The sequence below is a fragment of the Acidihalobacter prosperus genome, assembly GCF_000754095.2.
GTDB lineage: Bacteria > Pseudomonadota > Gammaproteobacteria > DSM-5130 > Acidihalobacteraceae > Acidihalobacter > Acidihalobacter prosperus.
This window is the reverse complement of record NZ_JQSG02000002.1, coordinates 367,453-388,332: the sequence shown is the minus strand read 5'-3', so window position 1 is coordinate 388,332 and position 20,880 is coordinate 367,453. Positions and strand designations below refer to the sequence as shown.

Sequence of the window (20,880 nt, the reverse complement as noted above, 5' to 3'; positions counted from 1 at the left end):
GTGTGGCGCGCTACGTGGTCGGCGCGGAGCGCCCCACCCCGTATCGCATCCACACACCTCCGCAGGGAGATCCAGGTATGAAATTCAGTCGCAAACAGCGCACCTTTGCCGGTCTGGCCGGCGCCCTCACCGTAGCGGCTGCGCTGTGTTTCGGCGCGACCGCTCAGGCGGCCGACACGACCACCGCCAAGCCGGGCGCCGAGGCCAACGACAAGGTGATGCAGATGGAGCAGCGCTTCATGCAGCTGCGCGCCGAGCTTGCCCAGACGCAGCAGGAAGCGGTCAAGAAGTCGCCCGAGCTGGCCAAGCAGGAGAAGCATTTCCGAGAACTGCTGGTGGCCACCATGAAGCGCCAGGGCACCGATCCCCAGCCGAAGATCGACGAGCTCAACAAGCTGGGCCGGCAGATTCAGGACAAGAACACCGACAACACCACGCGTCAGACGTTGATCACCAAGGCGCGCGCCATCCAGGCGGGCCTGATCCAGGCCGAAAACAAGGCCGTGAGTGATCCCAAGGTGGCGGCGGCGCGCAAGAAGCTGAGCGAGGAGACCGTTGCCGCTATGAGCAAAGTCAATCCGAAGACCAAGGCGATGATTGCCGAACTCAACGCTATCGGCAAACGTCTGGCTGAGATGCACGGCGGTCAAGGCGGCTGATCCCGGCGGAGTCGTTCCTCCCATGCAGGGGAGGGATACCCCCCCCGAAGACGCGATCTGGCCGCTCTGGCCATCGGCAGAGCCCCGCCCGTTGGCGGGGCTTTACCTTGCGCACGACCTGCAGGCCGCGGCGCGGCACGCACCTCTCGTATACGCCAATTTCGTTGCCAGCCTCGACGGACGCATCGCCATCGGCGAGGGCGGCGTGCCGTCGGGTATCGCCAATCCCAGGGATTGGTGGCTGTTCCAGGAGCTGGCCGTGCAGGCCGACGCCATTCTGGTCGGCGGCCGCCACCTGCGGGACCGGATAAACGGGCTCGCCCAGGACTTGTTCGCGGCCTTTCATGCGCCACGCTATGCCGAGCTGCGGGACTGGCGGGCCGAGCGCGGGTTGCCGGCCTGGCCGTGCATCGTGGTGGCAAGCCGCCGTCTCGACCTCATTCCCCCCGCCGACATCCCAACCGAACGACTGTTGATATTGACCGGTGCCGCGGCCGCACGCTCGCCGGCGGCCGAGCGTCTGCGGCAGGCCGGTGCGGAGGTGGTCGAGGCCGGTCGAGATGAGGTCGAGGCCGGAACGGCGGTCGCGCTGCTCGCCGCGCGCGGCCTGCGCGCGATTTATGCGGTCGGCGGTGCCCGGGTGCTGCATCTGCTCGCTGCGCGCGGGGTGTTGTCGCGGCTCTACCTGACCCAGGTCCACCGCCTGTTGGGCGGTGGACCACCGACCACTTTGATCGAGGGGGCAGCGTTCAGACCCCCGCTAGACCTGAGGTTGCATCGTCTGTATTACGATCCGGCCGCGCCTGGCATGGGGGGGCAGCTGTTCGGCTGCTACCAGGCGGCAGAGCCGGGTGATTCGACCCCATTGACGCAGGAGACCCCATAATGAAGCTCGTGAGTGACAGTCTGGTCGATCAGGCGCCGATCGCGCCCGAATTCGCCTTCGGTATCCCCGACGACCGGGACGGCATGGCCTTGGGTACCAACCGCAATCCGCATATCGCCTGGGAGGGGGTGCCGGTGGGTACCCGCAGCCTGGTGCTGCTGTGCTACGACCCCGATGTGCCGAGCCGCGCCGACGACGTCAATCAGCCCGGGCGCACGGTGCCGGCATCGCTGCCACGCGTCGATTTTTTCCATTGGGTGATGGTCGATATCGACCCGCATCTGCCCGGTATCGCGGCGGCGAGCTGCAGCGCCGCCGTCACGCCGGGTGGCAAGCGCACCCCCAACGGTCCCGAAGGTTCGCGCCAGGGGATCAACGACTACACGGGGTTTCTGGAAGGAGATGCGCAGCTGGGCGGTCGTTACTTCGGCTACGACGGTCCCTGTCCGCCCTGGAACGACGAGATCGTTCACCATTATTACTTCGTGCTGTACGCCACGGACCTGGCGCGCTGCCCGGTGGAGGGCGAATTCACCGGCGCGCAGGTACGCGCCGCGATCGAGGGCCATGTACTCGCCGAGGATCGTATCGTAGGGCTTTACACGCTCAATCCCGCCGTGTCGCTCGACTGAGGCGGCGTCGTCCCGCCGGCCCCGATCAGGGGTCGGCGGCAGGCTGCGCGTCGGCCGCCGCCGCTTGCGGATCCGATATCCGCTGCCCCCAGTAGGCCGACACGCTGGCCGCTACCGGCAGCGCCAGCAGCATGCCGAGAATGCCGTAGAGCGCCCCGCCGGCGAAGATCGACAGCAGGACCACCGCGGGGTGGACCTGCACGAAACGCCCCACCAGCACCGGCGTCAGAATGGTATTGCCGACGAACTCGGTCAGTCCGATGGTGCCGAGGATCATCAGCGGATGGGTCAGGTCGTGGAACTGCAGCATAGCCAGCAGCAAGGCAGGCAGGCCACCGAGCACGAAGGACGCGAAGGGCACCACGCTGACCAGGCCCGCCAGCACGCCGAGCACCAGACCCAGATTGATGCCCGTCAGTCCGAAGCCGAGCGAATAGCCGACGCCGATGGCCAGCATCACCAACAACTGGCCGTGAATGAAACGGCGCAGCACGCGGTCGCTGCTCTGCAGAAACGCCTTCAGGCTGGCGCGCGCCGGGGCGCTCAAAAAAGACTCGATGCCGGCGCTCAGGTGATGCCAGTCACGCAGCAGGTAGAAGCTGACGATGGGTACCAGCGCCACCAGTACTGCGAGCCGGATCATGCCGGTGGCGGTGTTGAGCAGGGCCGATGGCGCTTCGAGCAGGTGAGTGCCGAGATGGCGCACCTGTTGTTCGAGATGGTTGGCGACGGCGCCGGGCGCGATCGGCAGATGCAGGCGCGTGGCCAGTGCGTCGAGCGTGAGGCTGAGGTGGTGGGCATAGGCGGGCAGCGTGGCGAGAAAACGCGTGATCTGTCCCTGCAGCGCGGGAATCAGCCCCAGCAGCAGGATGGCGATGCCTATGAAAACCATCAGGAAGGCCAGCACGATGGCGAGCAGCCGCGGCATGCGTGCCTGCAGTCGGTCGACCCAGGGTACCAGCAGATAGGCCAGCACCCAGGCGAGCACAAAGGGTACGAGAACCCCTTCGATCAGGTAGAAAGTCAGCCCCAGGATGAAGAGGCTGCCGAGCAGGGCGAAGGTGCGCAGGCTGGTCATGCGGCGATCTTACGCCTGTGCCGCCGGGCTTGTCCCGGCACTTGTCAGATGTCGCGGCAATCCCCAGAATGAAGTTCATCATCAATGCCTAATACAACAAAGCAGGAGCACGAACATGCCGCGTGAAGAAGCACTCGCCTATCCCCGCAAGGTGACCTACAACTTTTCGCAGTGGGGCGCGGACCAGCCGGTGTCGCTGTTCGTCGACGGCGTGCGCCATTTCGGCGTGCTCAAGGCGGGCCGCGGCGAGCCGCCGTATCAGGTGGTGCTCAGCGAGGTCTTCGAGCACGGCGCCAGCCGCCGCATCGCGCCGCGCACGCTGGAACTGCACGACCTCGGCGATTTGCACTTCCTGCACCAGCACGGCCACTGAGGCGTGACATGACCCCGGCGCCGCCGGGGTCATGGACTTGTCACAGGCGGTCACTAGACTCGCAGACTTGTGTCGCGTTGCCGCGACGACAGCCGACTGCGAACAGGTGCCGCCGTGACCCGTACCCGCCTAGCCGACCGCATCAACCAGGGTGTGTTCAACGCCTTGTATTCGCGCGCTTTGGTCTACAACACCTGCTGGGAGGATCCAGCGGTCGACCGGCGCGCCCTGCACATCGGCCCCGACGACCGCCTGCTGGCGATCACCAGCGCGGGCTGCAACGTGCTCGATTACGCGCTCTGCGGGCCGGCGCGCATCCATGCCGTGGATGCCAATCCGCGCCAGACCGCGCTGCTCGAACTCAAGCTCGCCGGTATCCGCCGCCTGGCGCATGCCGATTTCTTCGCCCTGTTCGGCGACGGCCGCCACGCCGAGGCACGCGCGCTCTACCACGACGCCCTGCGGGCCGACCTGTCGCCTTTCGCTCAGGGCTACTGGGACCGCCACATCGCCGCCTTCCTGCCCGGCCGGCGCGGCGGCAGTTTCTACTATTTCGGGCTTTCCGGCTGGGTGGCACGAGGCTTTCGCGCCTACATGAAGGTTCGTCCCGGCCTGCGCGATGCGGTCGAACGGGTATTGTCGGCCAGCGATCTCGACGAGCAGCGCGAGCATTATGATCGCGACGTCGCCCCACGGCTTTGGGGGCGCGGCATGAACTGGGCGCTGTCGCGACCCTTCACGATGAGCCTGCTGGGCGTGCCGCATCCGCAGCGCGAGGAGGTCGTGCGCAGCCACGACAACGGCATTGCAGGCTTCATCCGCGAGGCGGTGGAATACGTCTTCTGCAGCCTGCCGGTCGCCGACAACTATTTCTGGTCGCTGTATCTGCGCGGACGCTATACCCCGCAGTGCTGCCCGGAATACCTCAAGCCCGAGGGGTTCGCCGCGCTCAAGGACGGACTGGCCGACCGCATCCAACCGCACACCACCACCGTGACCGGTTTTCTGCGCGAGACCGACGAGCGCCTCTCGCGCTTCGTGCTACTCGATCACATGGACTGGATGAGCGTGTACCACCCCCAGGCCCTGGTGGAGGAATGGCAGGCCATCATGGCGCGCGCCACGCCCGATGCCCGCCTGATCTTCCGCAGTGCCCACGCACAGCCGGGCTACCTGCAGACGCTGCATATTCCGGGCATCGGCGGGCTGCACGAGCGTTTCCGCTTCGAGCGCGAACTGGCCGCGGAACTGCAGGCGCATGATCGCGTGCATACCTATGCCGGCTTCCACATCGCCCAGCACGCGGCCTGATCGATGAACCTGCGCGACGATGCCCGCGTGCTGTGGACGCTGCTGCGTGGCCAGCCGGGCGGCGCGACCCATGCCGAACGTCTTGATCGTTTCTACGGGCCCCAGGCAAGCCGCTACGACGGATTTCGCGAACGTCTGCTGCATGGCCGGGACGACCTGCTATCGGCAGTGGCGGCGCAGCTGCCGGCCGCGGGCGGACGGCTGATCGAGCTGGGGGCCGGGACCGGCCGCAATCTGGGCTATTTGAGCGGCCGTGTCGATTCGCTCGAAGTCGCGGAACTGGTGGACGTGTGCGCGCCGCTGCTTGCCCAGGCTCGTCGGCGCTGGGCCGGGCACGACCAGGTGCGGGTGCGCGAAGCCGATGCCACGCGCTATCGGCCGGAGCGTCCGATGGATGCGGCCTATTTCGCCTATGCCCTGACCATGATACCGGACTGGTTCGAGGCGGTGGACAACGCCCTGCGCCTGCTCAAGCCGGGCGGGGTGCTCGGCGTGGTGGATTTCTATGTCTCGCGGCCGCATCCTGCGCCGGGGCTGGTGCGTCACGGTGCGCTGGCACGACATTTCTGGCCGGCCTGGTTCGGCCATGACGGCGTGCGGCCGAGCCCCGACCATCTGCCCTATCTGATGGGCCGTTTGGACGTGCTCCGGATCGAAGAGCGACGTGCACCCGTGCCGTACCTCCCGGGCCTGCGCGTGCCCTATTACCTGTTCGTCGGGCGCAAGCCCGGCTGATCGGCGGGCGCGTCGTCGCCGAGCCAGCGGTACATCACGTAGGCATCCACCAGCCCCAGCGTTCGGTGCCGGAAGGCGCGCGGCAGCGTGCCGACGATCGCGAAGCCGAGCTTCTGCCAGAGCCTCACCGCGACCGTGTTGGTCGACACCACCAGGTTGTACTGCATGGCGAGGAAGCCCAGCCGTTTCGCCGTTTCAAGCGAGTGCGCGTGCAGCGCGGTGGCCACGCCCCGGCCGCGCGCCTGCGAGGCAACCAGGTAGCCGCAATTGCATACGTGTCCACCGGGGCCGCCCTGGTTGGCCTTGATGTAATAGCCGCCGAGCACGCGTTCGCCCGCCACGGCGACATGGGTTTCGAGCGGCAGTTCGCACCACTGGCGCAGGCCCTCGGCGCGCGTGATGTCAGGGGCGTAGGGGTAGCTTTCGCCGGCCTGCGCGACATCCAGGATCATTTCCCAGAGCGCGGATTCGTCGCCCGCCTGCAGCGGCCGGATCCGCCAAGCCGTCATCGCCGTGCTCAGTTGGCCGGACGGCTATCGAGCGGGCACGCGCCGCGCATGTGTTCGATACAGATGGGTTTCGCGCCATCTCCCGCCTCGGCGCCGTAGTGCAGCGGCGGAAGTTGGCTGCACCCCTGCAGGAGCAGCAGCAAGGCGGATGCGAACAGGATGGCGAAGGCGCGCTGGGTCATTGAGGATTCCGTCGTGTGCGGCCGCATGCGGCCCGGGCTGGGCATGATAGCGCATGCGTGTCCGGCATCGCCGCATGCGGATGATATGCTGACCGCTGCCGAACCCAGATCTGGGTGCCGGCCATCGATCCCATCGGTCCAGCAAGCGAAGGAGACGGCATGCGCAATGGCTTCGATCCCACGATCACGCCCGAACGTCTGGGCACCGCATCCCTGAAATGGGACGGACGCAAGGCACGGTTCGGCGCCGATGTCCTGCCCCTGTGGGTGGCGGACATGGATTTTCCCGCACCGGCCTGCGTGTCGCAGGCGATTCAGGCGCGCGCCGCGCATCCGGTTTACGGTTATCCGTTTTTCAATGCCGAACTCAAGCGGGCCGTGTGCGGCTGGTACGCGCGCTGGCACGGCTGGCACGTGGATGAAAACCACGTCAGCATCCTGCGCGGCGTGGTACCGGCGCTTTACGCGGCGGTCCGCGCGCTGACGGCGCCCGATGAGGGCGTGGTCGTCATGACGCCGGTCTATCCGCACCTGATCGGCGCAGTGGAGGCGCATGGCCGGCGGCTGCTGGCCAGCCCGCTGCTGGAAACGCCGGAAGGCTACCGGATCGACTGGCCGCAGCTCGAAAGCCTGATGCCGCAGGCACGCATGCTGCTGCTGTGTTCGCCGCACAATCCGGTCGGGCGAGTGTGGACCCAGGAGGAGCTGAGCCGCCTGTTCGCGCTCGCACGACGCCATGGCGTGATCGTGGTCAGCGACGAGGTGCACGGCGATCTGTCCTATCATGCGTCCGCCCGGCACCGGCCCTTCGGCAGCCTGCCAGGCGCCGAGGCCGGCGTGATCACGCTGCTGTCCGCGGGCAAGAGCTTCAACATCGCCGGTCTGGAACTGGCCGTTGCGGTCACGGCCGATATCGCCCTGCGCGAACGTTTCGAGCAGGCGCTGCGCATCGGCGGTCTTGCGGAAGCGAATCTGTTCGCGCTGGTGGCCGCGGAAGCGGCCTGGCGCGAGGGCGACGCCTGGCTGCGCGAACTGGTGTCCTATCTGGCCGAGACCGCCGATTGGCTGGGGCAGCGGCTGGCCGAGGTCGTCCCCTCCGTGGGTTACCGCCCGCCGGAATTCGGCTATCTGGCCTGGCTGGATTGTCGCCGACTCGGGTTGGACGATGCCGTGCTGCAGCGGCGCATGGTGCAGGTCGCACGGCTGGGGCTGAACCCGGGCACCGACTTCGGTCCGGGCGGCGAGGGCTACATGCGCCTGAATTTCGCCACGTCGCGGGCGGTGCTGGAGGAGGCGCTTTTGCGTCTGCAGCGCGTCTTCGGCGGCTGATTCAGCCCGTATCGGTATCCGCATCCGCCGGCGGCGCGAAGCGGCCGCCCTGGCGTTCGAACCAGTCGATGAAATCGGTGCGCGGCATCGGGCGGGCGATGAAATAGCCTTGTACGGCGTCGCAGCCGAGGTCGGCGAGCTGGCGGTAAAGGGTCGCGGTTTCGACGCCTTCGGCGATGACCTTGAGGCCGAGCACGTGGGCGAATTCGGCCGCGGCGCCGGTGAGGGCGGCGCTGCGGGCGTCGCGGTCGACATGCTGGATCAGTACGCGGTCTATCTTGATGGTGTCCACCGGCAGGCGTTGCAGATAGCCGAGCGAGGAATAGCCGGCACCGAAGTCGTCGACATGAATCGGGGCGCCCAGTTCGACCAGCTCGCGCAGAATCTGCAGGCTGCGCTCGGGGTCCTCCATCATGGCCGTTTCGGTCAGTTCCAGCTGCAGCCAGCCGTTGCCGGGCGGCTCGGACAGCACTTGCGCCACCATGCGCACGATTTCGCGGCTGCGCAGCAGACCGGACGAAAGATTGACGGCAATGGGGACGTCAATACCCCGTTGCAGCATGAAGCGGCGATCGCGCAGGGCCTGCTGCAGCGTCCATTCGGTGAGCGGCTGAATCAGCCGCGTCTGTTCGGTCAGCGGGATGAATTCGTCGGGCCGGACATTGCCCCATTCCGGGTGCTGCCAGCGCATGAGCGCTTCCACGCCGCTGACCCGGCCGCTGGCGAGATCGATCTTGGGCTGGTAGTGCAGGGAAAGCTGGTCGTCGTCCAGGGCGGTGCGCAGGTGGGTGAGTATCTGCAGATGTCGGGTGGCCTCGCGTTCGGGCGAACCCTCGTGGACGGCATAACGCGTGCCCAGGCCGCGCGCGCGTTCCATGGCGGCGCGCGCGCGCGTGAGCAGCTGCCCGACCTGTTCGCCGTGGGCCGGGTAAACCGACAGGCCGATGCAAGTCTCGGCCTTGAGCTCGATCTGGGCCGTGGTGACGGGCGGATCCAGCGCGCGGCTGAGGTGCTCGACGATATCGTCCAGCGCATGTTGCTGAGCCACCTCGATCAGCAGGGCGAATTCGGCGCCGCCCCAGCGCCCCACCGCCAGCGGTTCGGGCTCGAGCGATTGCAGCCGCATGCCGATCTCCGCGAGGATGTGGTCGCCCTGCTCGTAGCCGAAGGCCACGTTCACGGCGCCGAACTGGCAGACATTGACGATCACCACGGCCAGCAGTTGCTCCTGCTTGTGGCGACGGCGCACCCATTGCGAGAAGCGGCGGTAGAAGGACGAGCGGCTGAGCGTGCCGGTCACCGGGTCGTAGCGCGAAGCCTCGCGTATGGCCCGTCTGGCCTCGCGATGCCGTTGCTTGAGGCGTAGGCCGGTGATGCCGAAACCGATGTCGGCGGCGAGTTCGCTCAGGGTGCCGACTTCCCGCGGTTGAAAGGCATGCGGCTCGCGGTTGTGGATGATCAACACGCCGGCCACGCCTTCCTGGAGAATCAGGGGCAGGGCGACCGAAAGGCGCACGCCGGCTTCGCCCAGCAGGGCGCGCCAGGCCGCGAAGGCCGGATCGTCCTCGTCAGGGCGGAACACGCGCGGCCGGCCGCTGCGGATCGTCTGCCCGACCGGGCCGCGGCCGTGGAGCGTGTCGTCCCAGCGTAGCGCGATCCGCGTCGGCAGCTGGTCGATTTCGGTGCCGGGCTGCGTGTGGCCGGCCACCAGCTCGATGGCGCCGTCGGAGCGGGCCAGGCCGATCCAGGCGGCGATATAGCCGCCCTCGGCTACGGCAATCTCGCACATCCGTTGCAGAAAACTCGTTTCGTCCACGGCCTTGATCAGGGAGCGGTTGGCCTCGCCGAGGGTCTTCAGGGCCCGCTGCGCATGCTTGATTTCCGTATCGCGTGCGGCGAGTTCCTGGTCCATCTGTCGGAATGCGCGGCCGAGCGTGCCGAATTCGTTGCGGTTGTCGGGCCAGTCGAAATCGCCGTGTTGCCCCCGGCCGATCAGGGTGGCGGCCTGGGTAAGGCGTTGCAAGGGCTTGAGGACCATGCGCCGCGCGCCGAACCAGGCGAGCAGCAGCACCAGCAGGCTTGAGGCGAGCACGATGGCAAGCGTGAGCTGGAACTGCCGGTCGATCGGCCCGTCGATCTGTTGCGCCGGGATGGCGACGATGGTGTAGATCGGGGATTGCCCCTGGCCGATGGACAGGGGGTTGTGTATGTAGATCCATCGTTCGCCGCGCGCGATCCGGTATTCGGTGGCATTGTCCACCGAATCGGCCTTGGGGGCGCTGAAGACCGCATGCAGCGGGAAACGCGTGCCGATGGCGCTCGCGGCCTGCGGGTAGCGGGTGAGTATGTGCCCGCTTTGGTCGATCATGGCCACGTAGGCGCCGGCCGGCAGGGCGGGATTGCGCACGGCCTGCGCGAACCAGTCGAGGCTGACGGCCAGGTAGAGTACGCCCGTGGATAGCTTGCGCAGGTTGCGGATCGGCAACCCGATGTTAAGGCTGGGCTGGCCGGTCAGGCGCCCTACCTGGTATTCGCCCACGCCCGGGCCGTCGCCGGCCATGGCTTGCCTGAAGTAGCTGCGGTCGCTGAGGTCGGTGTCGGGCTTGAAGGGCAGCGCGCTGCAGACGATACGCCCGTTGGGCGCAATCAGTCCGGCATTGAGATAGCTCGGGTGCTGATTGATGAACTGCCGCATCAACCGATTGCACGCCTCGGGCTCGCCGGTGGGCACCAGGCGATAGAGATCGGCGAGATGGTGGAGTTCGTCGAGGGCGGTGCGCAGCGCCTGGCTCTGACCCCAGCCGACCATCTCGGCCAGGTGCTCGCCTTCGCGGATCGCGGTGTCGCGGTTCGACTCCCGATTCAGGTGAGACAGCACGACGAGGGCGGCGAGTCCGGGCAGGACGGCGAGCAGAAGCAGTCCGAGGAGCTGCGTTCTCAGGCTGACGAATCGGTGTCGTGCGACGCTCATCCCTGGCGGACGTCTCGATGATGGGTCATTTAGAATAAGTCTGAGCTATCCCTTAGTTTAATAGACGGGTGGAAAAGCCCTGTCCAATCGCCCCCGGCAAATGACCGGGGGCGATGGCGATCGGGGCGAAGCGCTCAGACGGCGCCGATCGGCGCCACTTCGCGGCCGAAGATCTCGTTCCATATCTGTGCCATGCCGGCGTACATGGCCGACAGACCGCAGAAAATACCCTCATAGCCGGCGAAGGTGGCGATGGCCTTGTTGCCGGTGAATTCGGCCGCGGCGAGCAGCACGAACAGTACGGTCAGGGTGGCGAACACCACCTGCAGGGCGCGGTTGATGCGCAACGTCGGTACGAACAGGATGGCGGTGAACAGCCCCCACATGAGCAGGTAGGCCCCCAGATCCTGGGCGCCGGTGGCCGCCACGCCGACGTTCATCTTGGGCATCACGATCAAGGCGACCAGGGTGAGCCAGAAGAAGCCGTAGGAAGTGAAGGCCACGGTGCCGAAGGTGTTGCGCTTTTTCCATTCCATCAGGCCGGCGATGACCTGGGCGATGCCGCCGTAGAAAATGCCCATGGCGAGAATCATGGTGTCCAGCGCGATGAAGCCCGCGTTGTGCAGATTGAGCAGGACGGTGGTCATGCCGAAGGCCATCAGCCCCAGCGGAGCCGGATTGGCCGTGGTATCGGCGATCTTGATGGTGTCTTGGGTTTGCATGTGATCACTCCTCGCTGAGTGCTGTCTTGTTGTGGTGTGTGTCCGGCGCGGGGCCGTATGGAGGGCGATTCGTTTGAGCCCCCCACTATTCTCCGGGACTGGACGGCGATGTCCAGCTTCGGGTTGTGTTTCAGGCGTTGGACGATCTGCCCTGGAGATCCAGCTGCGGGTCGAAGAGCGCGTAGCCGTTGCGCCCCGCGGCCTTGGCGCGGTACATGGCGCGATCCGCGCGGCTGAGGATGGTCGATGGGGTGGCATCCTCGAAGGGGAAGGTGATGATGCCCAGGCTGGCGCTGATGGTGCAGCGTACGCGCTCGCCGTCGGGCGCGTCGATCGTCAGCGGCTGCTGCAGCGAGGACAGAAGCTTGTCCGCGACCCGCTGGGCGGCGTCGGTGCCCTCGACGTCCATCAGGATCACGAAGAACTCGTCGCCGCCCAGGCGGCAGACGATGTCGCTGTCGCGCGTGGCCTGGCGGATGCGCTGCGCGATGATGCGCAGCGCGGCATCGCCGACCTCGTGGCCGTAGCGGTCGTTGACGGGTTTGAAATGGTCGATATCGACGAACAGCCCGGCATGCGCCTGCATGCCTTCCTCGCCGAGCAGGCGCTCCAGGCTCTGTTCCAGGTGACGGCGGTTCGGCAGCCGGGTCAGTTCGTCCTCCATCGCATGCTGCAGGTGCACCTGGCGTTCCTGGTCGATCAGGCAACGCTGGTGGAACAGGGTGCGTCGCTGGCGTTCGGAGAAATAGGCGGCAAATGCGGCAATGACGTTGGCGGCCAGCAGATCGTAGTTCTGATCCAGCAGCAGGATGTCGGGGAGATGCTGAAAGCGCTGCGAGAGGTTGTAGATGATGAATATCGCCACGCCGGTGGCGAGCGCGCTGGTGAAGCGCAGGCCGAGAAACAGGTAGGCCCAGAAGGTGGTCAGCATCAGGCTAGGAAAGTAGCGGATGGCCTCGCCCGAACCCAGGCTCAGTTGAATGGCGATCAGGCCGCCGGCGCCGATCAGGCTGAGCAGGGCCATCGGCACCTGGTTGTGGCGTTCGAAACGATGCGTGTAGGTGTAGCCGAGACCGACGAGACCGATCAACACGAGGATCAGCCGCAGCGTCCAGACCCGGCTCAGGTCGGCCTGGGAGAGGGTCAGGTCGATCAGGCCGTCCAGGATGAACAGGAAGATCCCGATGCCGATGGCGATGCGCGCCTGACCGCGCAGCCACTGGGTATAGAAATGATGGTAGGCCTGCTCCAGCAGCGAGGATTCGAAGCGCAGGCTGACCGGACGCATGGCCGCGGGTGCGGTGGAGACGTCGGCATGCTGGGGAGCATCGTTACGCGGCATGGCGGTAGGATTCTGGTCAGCCTGAGCGGGCGGTCGGCTCATGGTGTCTTATGGGTTATGGGCGGTTCGTCCGGCAGCGGGCGGCGGCCATGTCGCACTGTTGATTGTGGTGGCTGATCGGCCGCGGAACCAATTCGAAACGCTTATTCTGGTGCGACGTGCCGCACCTCGGTGCGCGCCTGGCAGGATTGCCTCGTCCTGGTGCGCCGGAGGCGCGCCTGCTTCGCGCCGCCGCGGTTTGGTGGGGCTCGCGGGTTGGTCCGAATGCTGCTAGCGCAACTGCCGTTCCGGTATTCAGTGGAGGTGGGCGATGGCACGGCGGCACGCGGGAGAAGGCAAGCGGCGATGGGCGGTCCGGCTGGGCGGATTGGTGCTGTTGTGGGCGGCGGCTATGCCGGCGTGGGCGTCCTGCACGCTCGGTATCGGCGAGCTGTTCGCGCTCAGCGGTTCGATGGGCGATCAGGGCCAGGGGACGGCGCGTGCGGCGCACCTCGGCGCGGATCTGGTGAATGCCGCCGGCGGCGTGCGCGGCTGCCGGGTGAAGGTGGTGACCGCCGACTCGCAGACCGATCCGGCGGTGGCGGTCGACGCCGCCAAGCGCATGATCGACATCGACCGCGTGCGCGCGATCGTCGGCAGCAATTCCAGCGGCACCACCATCGCGGTGCTGCGCAGCGTGTCCGAGCCGGCCGGCGTGATGCTGGTGTCGCCGACCGCGGCCTCCTCGTCCTTCACCGTGCTGGCGCGCAAGGGGCTGACCCACGATGCCTTCATGCGCACCGTCATGTCGGTGGGCGACGAGGGGCCGGTCACGGCCTATGTCGCGCACGATCTCGCTCACTGGCGGCGGGTGAGCGTGATCTACGTGAACAACGCCTTCGGTACCACCTACGCGAAGATCGTCGCTGCCAGCCTGAGGCGCCTTGACATCGACGTCCTGCACGTCGTGCCCTACAACGCCGACCAGCCGAGTTACGACGCCGTGGTCGACAAGGCCCTGTCCGGCGGGCCGCAGGCGCTGGTGCTGCTGGGCCATCCCGAGGGCTCGCAGGTGATCCTGCGCGAGTGGCTGCAGAAGGGCGGTCCGCATCAGGCCATGCTGGCCGACTCGATCGCCACTCAGCATTTCGTCGACGACAGCGGTGGCCAGCTGCTCGGCGGGTGGGCGGTGGACGAGCAGGCCAACATGCACACCCCGAGCTACCGCGAGTTCGTCGACGCCTACCGGCACGCCTACGGTCATGCGCCGAGGATTTCCTACGACAACAACGCTTTCGACGCCATGGTGATCACGCTGCTGTCGCTGGCCGAAGCCGGCGAGCACGCCACGCCCGCGCGGCTGTTCGCGGCGGCGCGCAGCATCACCCGGCCGGGCGGGACCGACGTCTACCCGACGCGTGCCAGCCTGGCGCACGGCCTCAAGGTGGCCGCGGCGGGCGGCAAGGTGCATTATCTCGGCGCCACCGGCGACCTGATGCTCGACCGCTACGGCGACGTCACCACGCCGATGCTGATATCGCGCATCGATGCCGGCCACTTGGTGCCCGCGCGCCAGATGAACGCCTCGCAGGTGCTCGGCGTGGTCAAGCGGATCGACGCGCACGGCGGCAGCTGATGCATCCCGAGCGCCAGCGCCCGTTGTTCGGTTCGAGATCGTTTCGCAGAGGCAGCGCATGACCGACCGCAATCCCATCTACGCGCCGCGTGGCGCGGTGGCCACCTCGCAGCCGCTGGCGACCGAGGCCGGGCTCGAAATGCTGCGTCGGGGCGGTTCCGCCGTCGACGCAGCGATCGCGGCGGCGGCGGCGCTCACGGTGGTCGAACCCACCTCCAACGGCATCGGTTCCGACCTGATGGCGCTAATCTGGGAGGATGGCCGCCTGCAGGGTGTGATCGCGGGCGGCGCCGCCCCGGCGCGGCTGGATCCCGCGCGGCTGCTCGCGCCCGGCCGCAGCGACCGCGGCTGGGCATCGGTCACCGCGCCGGCGGCTCCGGCCGGCTGGCGCGCGCTGTCGGAGCGTTACGGCCGTCTGCCGCTGGACGAACTGCTGCGTCCGGCGGCGGATTACGCCGAACACGGTTTCCCGCTGTCGCCCGTGGTGTCGCATCTGTGGCGCATGACGGCCCGCGCGCTCGCCGCCGAGGGCACGCGCGCGGAAATGCGCGCGTTTGCCGACAGCTTCCTGCCGGCCGGTTTCGAACCGCAGGCCGGCGTCTGGTATCGCAACCTCGATCAGGCGCGCACCCTCAGGCGATTGGCGGACAGCCGCATGGAGGCGCTCTACGGCGGCGACATCGGCGAGGCCATTGCCCGCCATGCGTCCGAAACCGGCGGCGATCTCGCCCTGGAGGATCTGGCGGCGGTCGAGGTCGAATGGGTGGCGCCGCTGGGCGTTCCGGTCTTCGGTCACCAGCTATGGGGACTGCCGCCGCCGACCCAGGGCGTGGTCACGCTGATGGCGGCGGCCATCGTCGACCGCCTCGGCGACGATCCCGACCCAGTGCGTCTGCAGCATGACGGCATCGAGGCGATCAAGCAGGCCTACCGCGCGGCACTGGCCTTCATCGCCGACGGCCCCGAAGCGCGCGCGGCGGCGCTGGCCTGCCTCGATCCGGTGCAGATCGCGGAGCTGGCCGGGCGGATCGGCCCCGAGGCGTCCGAAGTCGAGCTGGGGCGCTCGATCGGCGCCGGCACGGTGTATCTCTCGGCCGCCGACGCCAACGGCCAGATGATCAGCCTGATCCAGTCGAACTACATGGGTTTCGGCGCCTTCGTGTGTCCGCCGGGTACCGGCATCGCCCTCAACAACCGCGCGGCCTGCTTCGACCCGCGCCCGGGGCATCCGAATGCGCCGCGCGCCGGCGCGCGGCCCTACAACACCATCATTCCGGGTTTTCTCACTCGCGAAGGCGCGCCGCTTGGCCCCTTCGGCGTGATGGGCGGTTTCATGCAGCCGCAGGGGCAGTTGCAGTTCCTGCTCAATCTCGCCGTGCGCGGTATGGATCCGCAGCGCGCGCTGGACACGCCGCGCTGGCGCTGGCTCAAGGGGCTGGAGGTGGCCGTGGAGCCGCGCTGGACGCAGGCGGCGATGGCCGCGCTGGCCGCGCGCGGCCATCGCCTTGCGGTGCAGGCCGAGCTCAGCGGTTTCGGGCGCGGACAGGCGGTGCTGCGCAACCCCGGCGGAGGTTACGTGGCCGGCAGTGACAGCCGCGCCGACGGCCTCGCCCAGGGTTGTTGAACGCCCCGCCTCACAGGCCGAGGGCAGCGAGATCCAGACGCCCGTCGCGCAGCGGCGGGCACCAGAAATAGGCGCCGGTCAACGGCCGCGAAAAAGCGAACAGCGCGTCGGCCACGCCGTCTTCCAGACCCGCCATGCGTCGCATGGCGGCGTCGAAGGCATAGAACGAGCGGCCGAAGGCGACGAACATCAAGCCTCCGGCATCGCCCTCGGTCCAGGGCATCGATCGGCGGAACATGAAGGCTGGAGGCTCGAAGTCCTCCTGCGCGGTGCGTTTGACGTGAGCACTCGACGGGGCGTCGTCCAGCTCCTCGTTGTCGCTGCGGCGGCGCCCGATCATGTCGTCTTGCGCCGACGGCGCCAGCGACTCGAAATGCTCGAAATCGTGCAGCCACTGCTGCACGGCGACGAAGCTGGAGCCGGCCAGCGGATCGCCGGTCCCGCCGACGATTGCGGCCTCGCGGGCCTCGTCGCCCTCGGGGTTTTCGGTGCCGTCCTCGTAGCCGGTCAGGTCGAGGCCGCTGCCGTAGCGGAACAACCCCACCGCCTGGGTCAGCGTGAAGGCGGGCGCGAGCAGCGCCTCGAGGGCGCGGCCGCGGTGGAACAGCTCGCCCGGCTCGCCGCCGCGCAGCCAGCACCACAGCGCGGTGGGCGTCGAGGGAATATCGACGCCGGGACCCGCCAGCGCGGGGAAGCAGTCCAGGCCCGCCACATGGGCGCCGAGTGCGCCGGTCAGCGACGCGCCCACGCCGACCACCACACGGTCTCCGTCGGCGATTTCGGCGAGACGGGGCAGGTAATCGCCGGCCAGTTCGGCGTCGTTGAGTTCGAAAAAGAGCTGTCTTGCGAATGCGGGAAGCGGGGCGAGGATGCCGGGCTGTTCCTGGGGCATGGTGTCTCCGTCTGGCGGGCGTGGAGACGATAGGTTAGCAGTCCGGGGCCGGGGAAGGGCGGTCCCTGCTTGACGCGCGTCAGTCGTTGTCGATGTCGCGCGCTTCTTCCTGGAGCTCCTGCGACTCTTCGGCGGCTTCCTTGACGGCCGATTCGATTTCGCCGATCTCGCGTTCGGCGCGCGCCATCCCGTGTTCGCCGGGATGCGTGTCCAGCCGGTCGACATCGCCGCCGGGCGTCACGATGAGCTGGTCGATATGCGGCACCAGCGGCTGATCGGGCGGCACCACCGTGATCGGCACGCGCAACGCAGCGGCGTCGTCCGCGGTGGCGGCGACCGGCACCGCGAACAGGCCCAGCAGCAGGCCGCTGCCCAGCAGCGTGAGAACGGATTGTGTGGTCGCTCGATTCATGGTGGCGCCTCAAGGGTGAGGGCGGGCGGTCTGCGCCGCGCCGTTCAGATTAACACAGCGCCAGACCGCTTCGCATTCACCCTGTAACACGCCCTTCATGCGGCGAAGGTTCCGCGCGCTGTCGACTCAGCCGCAGCAGTTGCCTGCCGGTGCCGCGGCCGGAGGGCAACAGGCGGCGTCCTGCTGCCGCGCGCCGGCAGCGTCCTCTTCGCTGAACAGCGGGATGCTGCCCAGCGAGTGGAAGGTTTCCCAGGCGATGCCCTGCGGATCCTGCACCCAGTACTTGTCCGAGCGCGCGTAGCAGCAGCTGGTGTTTTCTTGCGCCACGCCGGCCACGCCGGCGGCTTCCAGCCGGGCGCGGATGGCGGCCAATTCGGCCTCGTCCTCGCTTTGCAGGCCGACGTGGTCCACGCCGGGCTTGGCGCCGCGCGCGGAGATCGCGAAGTTGATGCGCGGATCCTCAAGCTGCCACTTGGCGTAATCCGGCTTGACGACGGTGGGATCGGCGCCGAACACGGCGGTGTAGAAGGCGATGTTGCGGTCGAGGTCGTCGACGGCGATATGCAGATGGAAGCGACTCATGCTGATCTCCCGTGGGATGGCGACGCGATGGCGTCTTCATATATTCGTTAGAACATATATACTACCTTGCGTATATTTCTGGCAAGCCCCTCGGAGGGTGTGATGAGCGAGACGGTGCGTGTGTTGTTCCTGTGTAGCGGCAATGCCTGCCGTTCGCAGATGGCGGAGGCCTTCCTCCGACATCTGGGCGGCGCGCGGTTCGAGGTGTACAGCGCGGGCAGCGAGCCGACCGGCATACATCCGCTGACCTATGCCGTGATGGCCGAGTCCGGGCTTGATCTGGCGGGCCATTCCAGCAAGTCGCTGAGCCTGTTCGCAAGCGAGCGTTTCGACTACATCATCACGGTGTGCGACCGCGCGCGCGATCGCTGCCCGACCTTCCCCGGCGACAGCGAGCGCATCCACTGGCGCTTCGACGACCCCGCGGAAACGGTCGAGGGGCAGTTGCCGCACGACCGTTTCCGCCGCGTGCGCGACGAATTGCGCGAGCGTATCCGGCTGTGGGTCGCCGCCCAGCAGGGACTGGCTCGGCGGCAGGCGGCGCGTTCGGTCTGAACGCCGCGCTCAGGCCGCGCCGAAGGCCTCGGCGATCAGCGCGTAGCTGCGCAGGCGCGCGTCGTGGCCGTGCAGATTGCAGGTCAGCATGATCTCGTCGGCCCGCGCCTCCTCGGCCTTGCGGCGTATTGCCCGGGCGACCGCCTCGGGCGTGCCGACCACGGTCAGCTCGCGGTAGTGGGCCACCTGGGCGCGCTCGGTTTCGGTGTAGGGATAGGCCTGCGCCTCTTCCGGGCTGGGCAGAGGCAGGAATTCGCCTCGGCGCAGCCGTAGCCACATCAGGTCCAGGGTGCCGGCGAGAAAATGGGCGCGCTCCGGCGTGTCCGCGCAGACCGCCGCCACGCAGAGCACCGCGTGCGGGTGCGGGAAGTCGGCCGAGGGCTGGAAGCGCTCCCGGTAGGCGAGCATGGCCGGTGCCGCCGGCGTATGGCTGAAGTGGCTGGCGAAGGCGTAGCCCATGCCGGCCTCTGCGGCCATGCTGGCGCTGGCACCGCTGGAGCCGAGCAGCCAGATCGGCGGCAGGTGCGCGTCGTCCGGCATCACGCGGATGCCGTGCAGGGGGTGGCCCGGCGGCGCGTCGCCGCGCGAGAGCGTCAGCAGCTCGGCGAGCAGCGCGGGGAATTGCCCGCCGTCGAAGGCGCGCAGGGTGCGGGTGACCCTGGGGTCCGAGCCCGGCGCGCGGCCGATGCCGAGGTCGATGCGGCCGGGATGCAGCGCGTTCAGGGTATGAAAGGCCTCGGCCACCTTCAGCGGTGCATGGTTGGGCAGCATGATGCCGCCCGAGCCGACGCGGATGCGCGCGGTGGCGGCAGCCACCTGTGCGATCAGGATTTCCGGCGCGGAACTCGCCACGCTGGGCATGCCGTGATGTTCCGCGAACCAGTGGCGCACATAGCCGAGGCGTTCGGCATGGCGCGCCAGGGCGACGCTGCGGTGCAATGCTGCGCAGGCCGGCGTACCGCTGGGGACCGGGGCGAGATCGAGTACGGAAAGCGCGGGTTTCACAGGCAGCGTCCGGCGGTGGCGATGCGACATGATAAAGCCCGTGATGGGCCGCGTATCAAGCCGTCGCGCGCAGGGTTATTCCCGCGCTCCGCCGGTCGCCGCGTTTGCTATGCTGGCGGCTGTCGCCCGACCGGACCGGGCATTTGCGGATGGCGCGGATGAGAACCGCAACGCGGCAGGACCTGCCGAGAATCGTCGAAATCTACAATGCGGCCATTCCCGGTCGCATGGCAACAGCGGACACCGAACCCGTCAGCGTGCAAAGCCGCGAGGCCTGGTTTGCGGCGCACGGGCCGAAGCGCCCGTTGCGGGTACTGGAGGCGGAGGGGCGCGTCGTCGGCTGGCTCAGTTTCCGCGATTTCTACGGCAGACCCGCGTACAGCCGCACGGCCGAGATCGGCCTCTATCTCGATCCTGCCCACCAGGGCCGAGGTCACGGCCGCACCCTGCTCGCCGAGGCGCTGACCTTGGCGCCCTCGCTTGAGCTGGACGCGCTGCTCGCCTTCGTGTTCGCGCACAATGCCGCGAGCCTTGCCCTGTTCGAGCGCCAGGGCTTCGTGCGCTGGGGGCTGCTGCCCGACGTGGCCGAGCTCGACGGCGTGCGCCGCAGCCTCGCGATCCTCGGTTTACGGCTCTAGTGTTTTTTATTGCCGAGGGCCTGTTCACCCGATGGGGTGGCGTGCTCTAGGAGTCGCTTTTTGTGGGTCGCCAGGCGCCGCGCGCGGTGAGGCCAGCCGCATCCTCGCGCAGCTCGGTCAACTGGCGGTCGAGGTCGGGTAGGGTGGCGCGGGTATCCAAGAACGTGCTTGTTGGCTAACCAGGCTAATATTCTGGCCCGAAAAAAACGGGTGGCCGGGTCGGCCGCTCAGTCATCGGTCGTCAGTGCCTGCAGCCAGGCGTGAAGATGGTCGAGTTCGTGCTGCAGCAGGGCCGGCTCGTTCAACGAAGCGGCCATCAGGATGGCGCCCTGGACCGCGCCGATCAGGTGCGCGGCGTCCTCATGCGGGCAGTGTCTGCCGAGCGCCTGGAATTGCCGTTCCACCCATTCCATCTGCGCATTCATCACGGCATGGCCGACAGGCGTCGTGCGGCCTTCCTTGATGAATTCCTGAGCCAGGCTGCCGATCGGGCAGCCGTGCGCGGTCAACTCGTCGATGCGCTCGGCAGGCATTTCCAGGTAGGCCTGCAGCCGTTGGCGCGGGTCCGGTGCGCGCGTCTCCCATTCCCGACAACGCTCGGCGAAGGCCTCGACGCGTCGCGCGCTGATGGCTTCGAGCAGTTCGTCCTTGGTCTTGAAGTAGTAGTAAATGTTGCCGAGCGCGACCTTGGCGGCATGGGCGATGTCGGCGAGCGTGGTGCGGCGAAAGCCCTGGCGATAGATCAGCGCCTCGCCTTCGGCGAGGATGAGATCGCGTTTGCGTGTGTTGCGTGCGGACATGGCGGCAGTTATAGGTTGTTTGACCAAC

22 protein-coding genes are annotated in these 20,880 nt (G+C 67.7%); 11 read left to right on the top strand and 11 right to left on the bottom strand.

Annotated elements, in window-relative coordinates; translation table 11 throughout:
• Nucleotides 1-77 precede the first annotated feature (77 nt).
• The 3 genes from THPRO_RS05865 to THPRO_RS05855 are packed head-to-tail and all read left to right on the top strand — an operon-like array spanning nucleotide 78 to nucleotide 2,177.
• Complete coding sequence (locus THPRO_RS05865; RefSeq protein WP_038088358.1) at nucleotides 78-659, top strand: hypothetical protein; 582 nt, start codon at nucleotides 78-80, stop codon at nucleotides 657-659.
• Between the two features lie 22 nt (nucleotides 660-681).
• A complete protein-coding gene (locus tag THPRO_RS05860; protein ID WP_082954467.1) occupies nucleotides 682-1,545 on the top strand; it encodes a RibD family protein in 864 nt (287 codons plus the stop codon).
• Complete coding sequence (locus THPRO_RS05855) at nucleotides 1,545-2,177, top strand: YbhB/YbcL family Raf kinase inhibitor-like protein (protein WP_038088354.1); 633 nt, start codon at nucleotides 1,545-1,547, stop codon at nucleotides 2,175-2,177. Before THPRO_RS05860 ends, THPRO_RS05855 begins: the two co-directional genes overlap by 1 nt.
• 25 nt (nucleotides 2,178-2,202) lie before the next feature.
• On the opposite strand, the gene THPRO_RS05850 is transcribed toward THPRO_RS05855, so the two are convergent.
• Nucleotides 2,203-3,255 (bottom strand): AI-2E family transporter, encoded by a 1,053-nt coding sequence (locus tag THPRO_RS05850; RefSeq protein WP_038088351.1) that lies wholly within the window; start codon nucleotides 3,253-3,255, stop codon nucleotides 2,203-2,205.
• A 115-nt stretch (nucleotides 3,256-3,370) separates the two neighbouring features.
• Here THPRO_RS05850 and THPRO_RS05845 point away from each other — a divergent pair, with 115 nt between their 5' ends.
• The 3 genes from THPRO_RS05845 (at nucleotide 3,371) to THPRO_RS05835 (ending at nucleotide 5,674) form a co-directional block, all read left to right on the top strand.
• Nucleotides 3,371-3,628, top strand: coding sequence for a hypothetical protein (locus THPRO_RS05845; RefSeq protein WP_038088348.1), 258 nt, complete (start codon nucleotides 3,371-3,373; stop codon nucleotides 3,626-3,628).
• A gap of 114 nt (nucleotides 3,629-3,742) precedes the next feature.
• Complete coding sequence (locus tag THPRO_RS05840) at nucleotides 3,743-4,939, top strand: DUF3419 family protein (RefSeq protein ID WP_236717257.1); 1,197 nt, start codon at nucleotides 3,743-3,745, stop codon at nucleotides 4,937-4,939.
• Between the two features lie 3 nt (nucleotides 4,940-4,942).
• On the top strand, nucleotides 4,943-5,674 hold the full coding sequence (locus THPRO_RS05835) for a class I SAM-dependent methyltransferase (RefSeq protein WP_038088345.1): 732 nt from the start codon (nucleotides 4,943-4,945) through the stop codon (nucleotides 5,672-5,674).
• On the opposite strand, the gene THPRO_RS05830 is transcribed toward THPRO_RS05835, so the two are convergent.
• Nucleotides 5,644-6,183: a GNAT family N-acetyltransferase gene (locus THPRO_RS05830; RefSeq protein WP_038088342.1), complete on the bottom strand. Its 540-nt coding sequence runs from the start codon at nucleotides 6,181-6,183 to the stop codon at nucleotides 5,644-5,646. The two genes, THPRO_RS05835 and THPRO_RS05830, sit on opposite strands and share 31 nt — an antisense overlap.
• A gap of 8 nt (nucleotides 6,184-6,191) precedes the next feature.
• On the bottom strand, nucleotides 6,192-6,365 hold the full coding sequence (locus THPRO_RS16950) for a hypothetical protein (RefSeq protein ID WP_161489935.1): 174 nt from the start codon (nucleotides 6,363-6,365) through the stop codon (nucleotides 6,192-6,194).
• A gap of 159 nt (nucleotides 6,366-6,524) precedes the next feature.
• Here THPRO_RS16950 and THPRO_RS05825 point away from each other — a divergent pair, with 159 nt between their 5' ends.
• Complete coding sequence (locus THPRO_RS05825) at nucleotides 6,525-7,694, top strand: MalY/PatB family protein (RefSeq protein ID WP_065089343.1); 1,170 nt, start codon at nucleotides 6,525-6,527, stop codon at nucleotides 7,692-7,694.
• A 1-nt stretch (nucleotide 7,695) separates the two neighbouring features.
• Here THPRO_RS05825 and THPRO_RS05820 read toward each other — a convergent pair whose 3' ends face one another.
• The 3 genes from THPRO_RS05820 to THPRO_RS05810 form a co-directional block, all read right to left on the bottom strand.
• The gene (locus tag THPRO_RS05820; protein ID WP_065089342.1) at nucleotides 7,696-10,665 is read right to left on the bottom strand and encodes a bifunctional diguanylate cyclase/phosphodiesterase; all 2,970 of its coding nucleotides are present in this window, start codon (nucleotides 10,663-10,665) and stop codon (nucleotides 7,696-7,698) included.
• 134 nt (nucleotides 10,666-10,799) lie between these two features.
• Complete coding sequence (locus tag THPRO_RS05815; protein ID WP_038088331.1) at nucleotides 10,800-11,387, bottom strand: acetate uptake transporter; 588 nt, start codon at nucleotides 11,385-11,387, stop codon at nucleotides 10,800-10,802.
• 130 nt (nucleotides 11,388-11,517) lie between these two features.
• Nucleotides 11,518-12,729: a GGDEF domain-containing protein gene (locus THPRO_RS05810; protein WP_161489934.1), complete on the bottom strand. Its 1,212-nt coding sequence runs from the start codon at nucleotides 12,727-12,729 to the stop codon at nucleotides 11,518-11,520.
• A 310-nt stretch (nucleotides 12,730-13,039) separates the two neighbouring features.
• On the opposite strand from THPRO_RS05810, the gene THPRO_RS05805 reads away from it, so the two are divergent.
• Both THPRO_RS05805 and THPRO_RS05800 read left to right on the top strand, forming a co-directional pair.
• On the top strand, nucleotides 13,040-14,344 hold the full coding sequence (locus tag THPRO_RS05805; RefSeq protein ID WP_038088322.1) for an ABC transporter substrate-binding protein: 1,305 nt from the start codon (nucleotides 13,040-13,042) through the stop codon (nucleotides 14,342-14,344).
• Nucleotides 14,345-14,402: 58 nt separating this feature from the next.
• Entirely contained in the window at nucleotides 14,403-15,968 is a 1,566-nt protein-coding gene (locus THPRO_RS05800; RefSeq protein ID WP_038088320.1) for a gamma-glutamyltransferase family protein, read from the top strand.
• 10 nt (nucleotides 15,969-15,978) lie between these two features.
• Here the strand turns inward: THPRO_RS05800 and THPRO_RS05795 are convergent, their stop codons facing one another.
• From THPRO_RS05795 to THPRO_RS05785, 3 genes are all read right to left on the bottom strand, one after another.
• Entirely contained in the window at nucleotides 15,979-16,860 is an 882-nt protein-coding gene (locus tag THPRO_RS05795; RefSeq protein ID WP_065089340.1) for a Dyp-type peroxidase, read from the bottom strand.
• Between the two features lie 79 nt (nucleotides 16,861-16,939).
• Entirely contained in the window at nucleotides 16,940-17,272 is a 333-nt protein-coding gene (locus THPRO_RS05790; RefSeq protein WP_038088317.1) for a hypothetical protein, read from the bottom strand.
• A 126-nt stretch (nucleotides 17,273-17,398) separates the two neighbouring features.
• Entirely contained in the window at nucleotides 17,399-17,854 is a 456-nt protein-coding gene (locus THPRO_RS05785; protein ID WP_038088314.1) for an ArsI/CadI family heavy metal resistance metalloenzyme, read from the bottom strand.
• 102 nt (nucleotides 17,855-17,956) lie between these two features.
• Between THPRO_RS05785 and THPRO_RS05780 the strand changes: the two genes are divergently transcribed.
• Nucleotides 17,957-18,409 (top strand): arsenate reductase ArsC, encoded by a 453-nt coding sequence (locus tag THPRO_RS05780; RefSeq protein WP_038088310.1) that lies wholly within the window; start codon nucleotides 17,957-17,959, stop codon nucleotides 18,407-18,409.
• A 9-nt stretch (nucleotides 18,410-18,418) separates the two neighbouring features.
• Here THPRO_RS05780 and THPRO_RS05775 read toward each other — a convergent pair whose 3' ends face one another.
• Nucleotides 18,419-19,414, bottom strand: a complete 996-nt coding sequence (locus THPRO_RS05775) for an LLM class flavin-dependent oxidoreductase (protein WP_038088660.1) — start codon at nucleotides 19,412-19,414, stop codon at nucleotides 18,419-18,421.
• 158 nt (nucleotides 19,415-19,572) lie between these two features.
• Here THPRO_RS05775 and THPRO_RS05770 point away from each other — a divergent pair, with 158 nt between their 5' ends.
• Complete coding sequence (locus THPRO_RS05770; protein ID WP_236717256.1) at nucleotides 19,573-20,052, top strand: GNAT family N-acetyltransferase; 480 nt, start codon at nucleotides 19,573-19,575, stop codon at nucleotides 20,050-20,052.
• A gap of 227 nt (nucleotides 20,053-20,279) precedes the next feature.
• Here THPRO_RS05770 and THPRO_RS05765 read toward each other — a convergent pair whose 3' ends face one another.
• On the bottom strand, nucleotides 20,280-20,852 hold the full coding sequence (locus THPRO_RS05765) for a TetR/AcrR family transcriptional regulator (RefSeq protein ID WP_065089339.1): 573 nt from the start codon (nucleotides 20,850-20,852) through the stop codon (nucleotides 20,280-20,282).
• Between the last annotated feature and the right edge of the window lie 28 nt (nucleotides 20,853-20,880).

Bases quoted from the DNA above. Each gene is read 5' to 3' on its own strand.
- THPRO_RS05865 (WP_038088358.1), top strand. From the start codon at position 78: ATGAAATTCAGTCGCAAACAGCGCACCTTTGCCGGTCTGGCCGGCGCC.
- THPRO_RS05860 (WP_082954467.1), top strand. From the start codon at position 682: ATGCAGGGGAGGGATACCCCCCCCGAAGACGCGATCTGGCCGCTCTGG.
- THPRO_RS05855 (WP_038088354.1), top strand. From the start codon at position 1,545: ATGAAGCTCGTGAGTGACAGTCTGGTCGATCAGGCGCCGATCGCGCCC.
- THPRO_RS05850 (WP_038088351.1), bottom strand. From the start codon at position 3,255: ATGACCAGCCTGCGCACCTTCGCCCTGCTCGGCAGCCTCTTCATCCTG.
- THPRO_RS05845 (WP_038088348.1), top strand. From the start codon at position 3,371: ATGCCGCGTGAAGAAGCACTCGCCTATCCCCGCAAGGTGACCTACAAC.
- THPRO_RS05835 (WP_038088345.1), top strand. From the start codon at position 4,943: ATGAACCTGCGCGACGATGCCCGCGTGCTGTGGACGCTGCTGCGTGGC.
- THPRO_RS05830 (WP_038088342.1), bottom strand. From the start codon at position 6,183: ATGACGGCTTGGCGGATCCGGCCGCTGCAGGCGGGCGACGAATCCGCG.
- THPRO_RS16950 (WP_161489935.1), bottom strand. From the start codon at position 6,365: ATGACCCAGCGCGCCTTCGCCATCCTGTTCGCATCCGCCTTGCTGCTG.
- THPRO_RS05825 (WP_065089343.1), top strand. From the start codon at position 6,525: ATGCGCAATGGCTTCGATCCCACGATCACGCCCGAACGTCTGGGCACC.
- THPRO_RS05820 (WP_065089342.1), bottom strand. From the start codon at position 10,665: ATGAGCGTCGCACGACACCGATTCGTCAGCCTGAGAACGCAGCTCCTC.
- THPRO_RS05815 (WP_038088331.1), bottom strand. From the start codon at position 11,387: ATGCAAACCCAAGACACCATCAAGATCGCCGATACCACGGCCAATCCG.
- THPRO_RS05810 (WP_161489934.1), bottom strand. From the start codon at position 12,729: ATGCCGCGTAACGATGCTCCCCAGCATGCCGACGTCTCCACCGCACCC.
- THPRO_RS05805 (WP_038088322.1), top strand. From the start codon at position 13,040: ATGGCACGGCGGCACGCGGGAGAAGGCAAGCGGCGATGGGCGGTCCGG.
- THPRO_RS05800 (WP_038088320.1), top strand. From the start codon at position 14,403: ATGACCGACCGCAATCCCATCTACGCGCCGCGTGGCGCGGTGGCCACC.
- THPRO_RS05795 (WP_065089340.1), bottom strand. From the start codon at position 16,860: ATGCCCCAGGAACAGCCCGGCATCCTCGCCCCGCTTCCCGCATTCGCA.
- THPRO_RS05790 (WP_038088317.1), bottom strand. From the start codon at position 17,272: ATGAATCGAGCGACCACACAATCCGTTCTCACGCTGCTGGGCAGCGGC.
- THPRO_RS05785 (WP_038088314.1), bottom strand. From the start codon at position 17,854: ATGAGTCGCTTCCATCTGCATATCGCCGTCGACGACCTCGACCGCAAC.
- THPRO_RS05780 (WP_038088310.1), top strand. From the start codon at position 17,957: ATGAGCGAGACGGTGCGTGTGTTGTTCCTGTGTAGCGGCAATGCCTGC.
- THPRO_RS05770 (WP_236717256.1), top strand. From the start codon at position 19,573: ATGAGAACCGCAACGCGGCAGGACCTGCCGAGAATCGTCGAAATCTAC.
- THPRO_RS05765 (WP_065089339.1), bottom strand. From the start codon at position 20,852: ATGTCCGCACGCAACACACGCAAACGCGATCTCATCCTCGCCGAAGGC.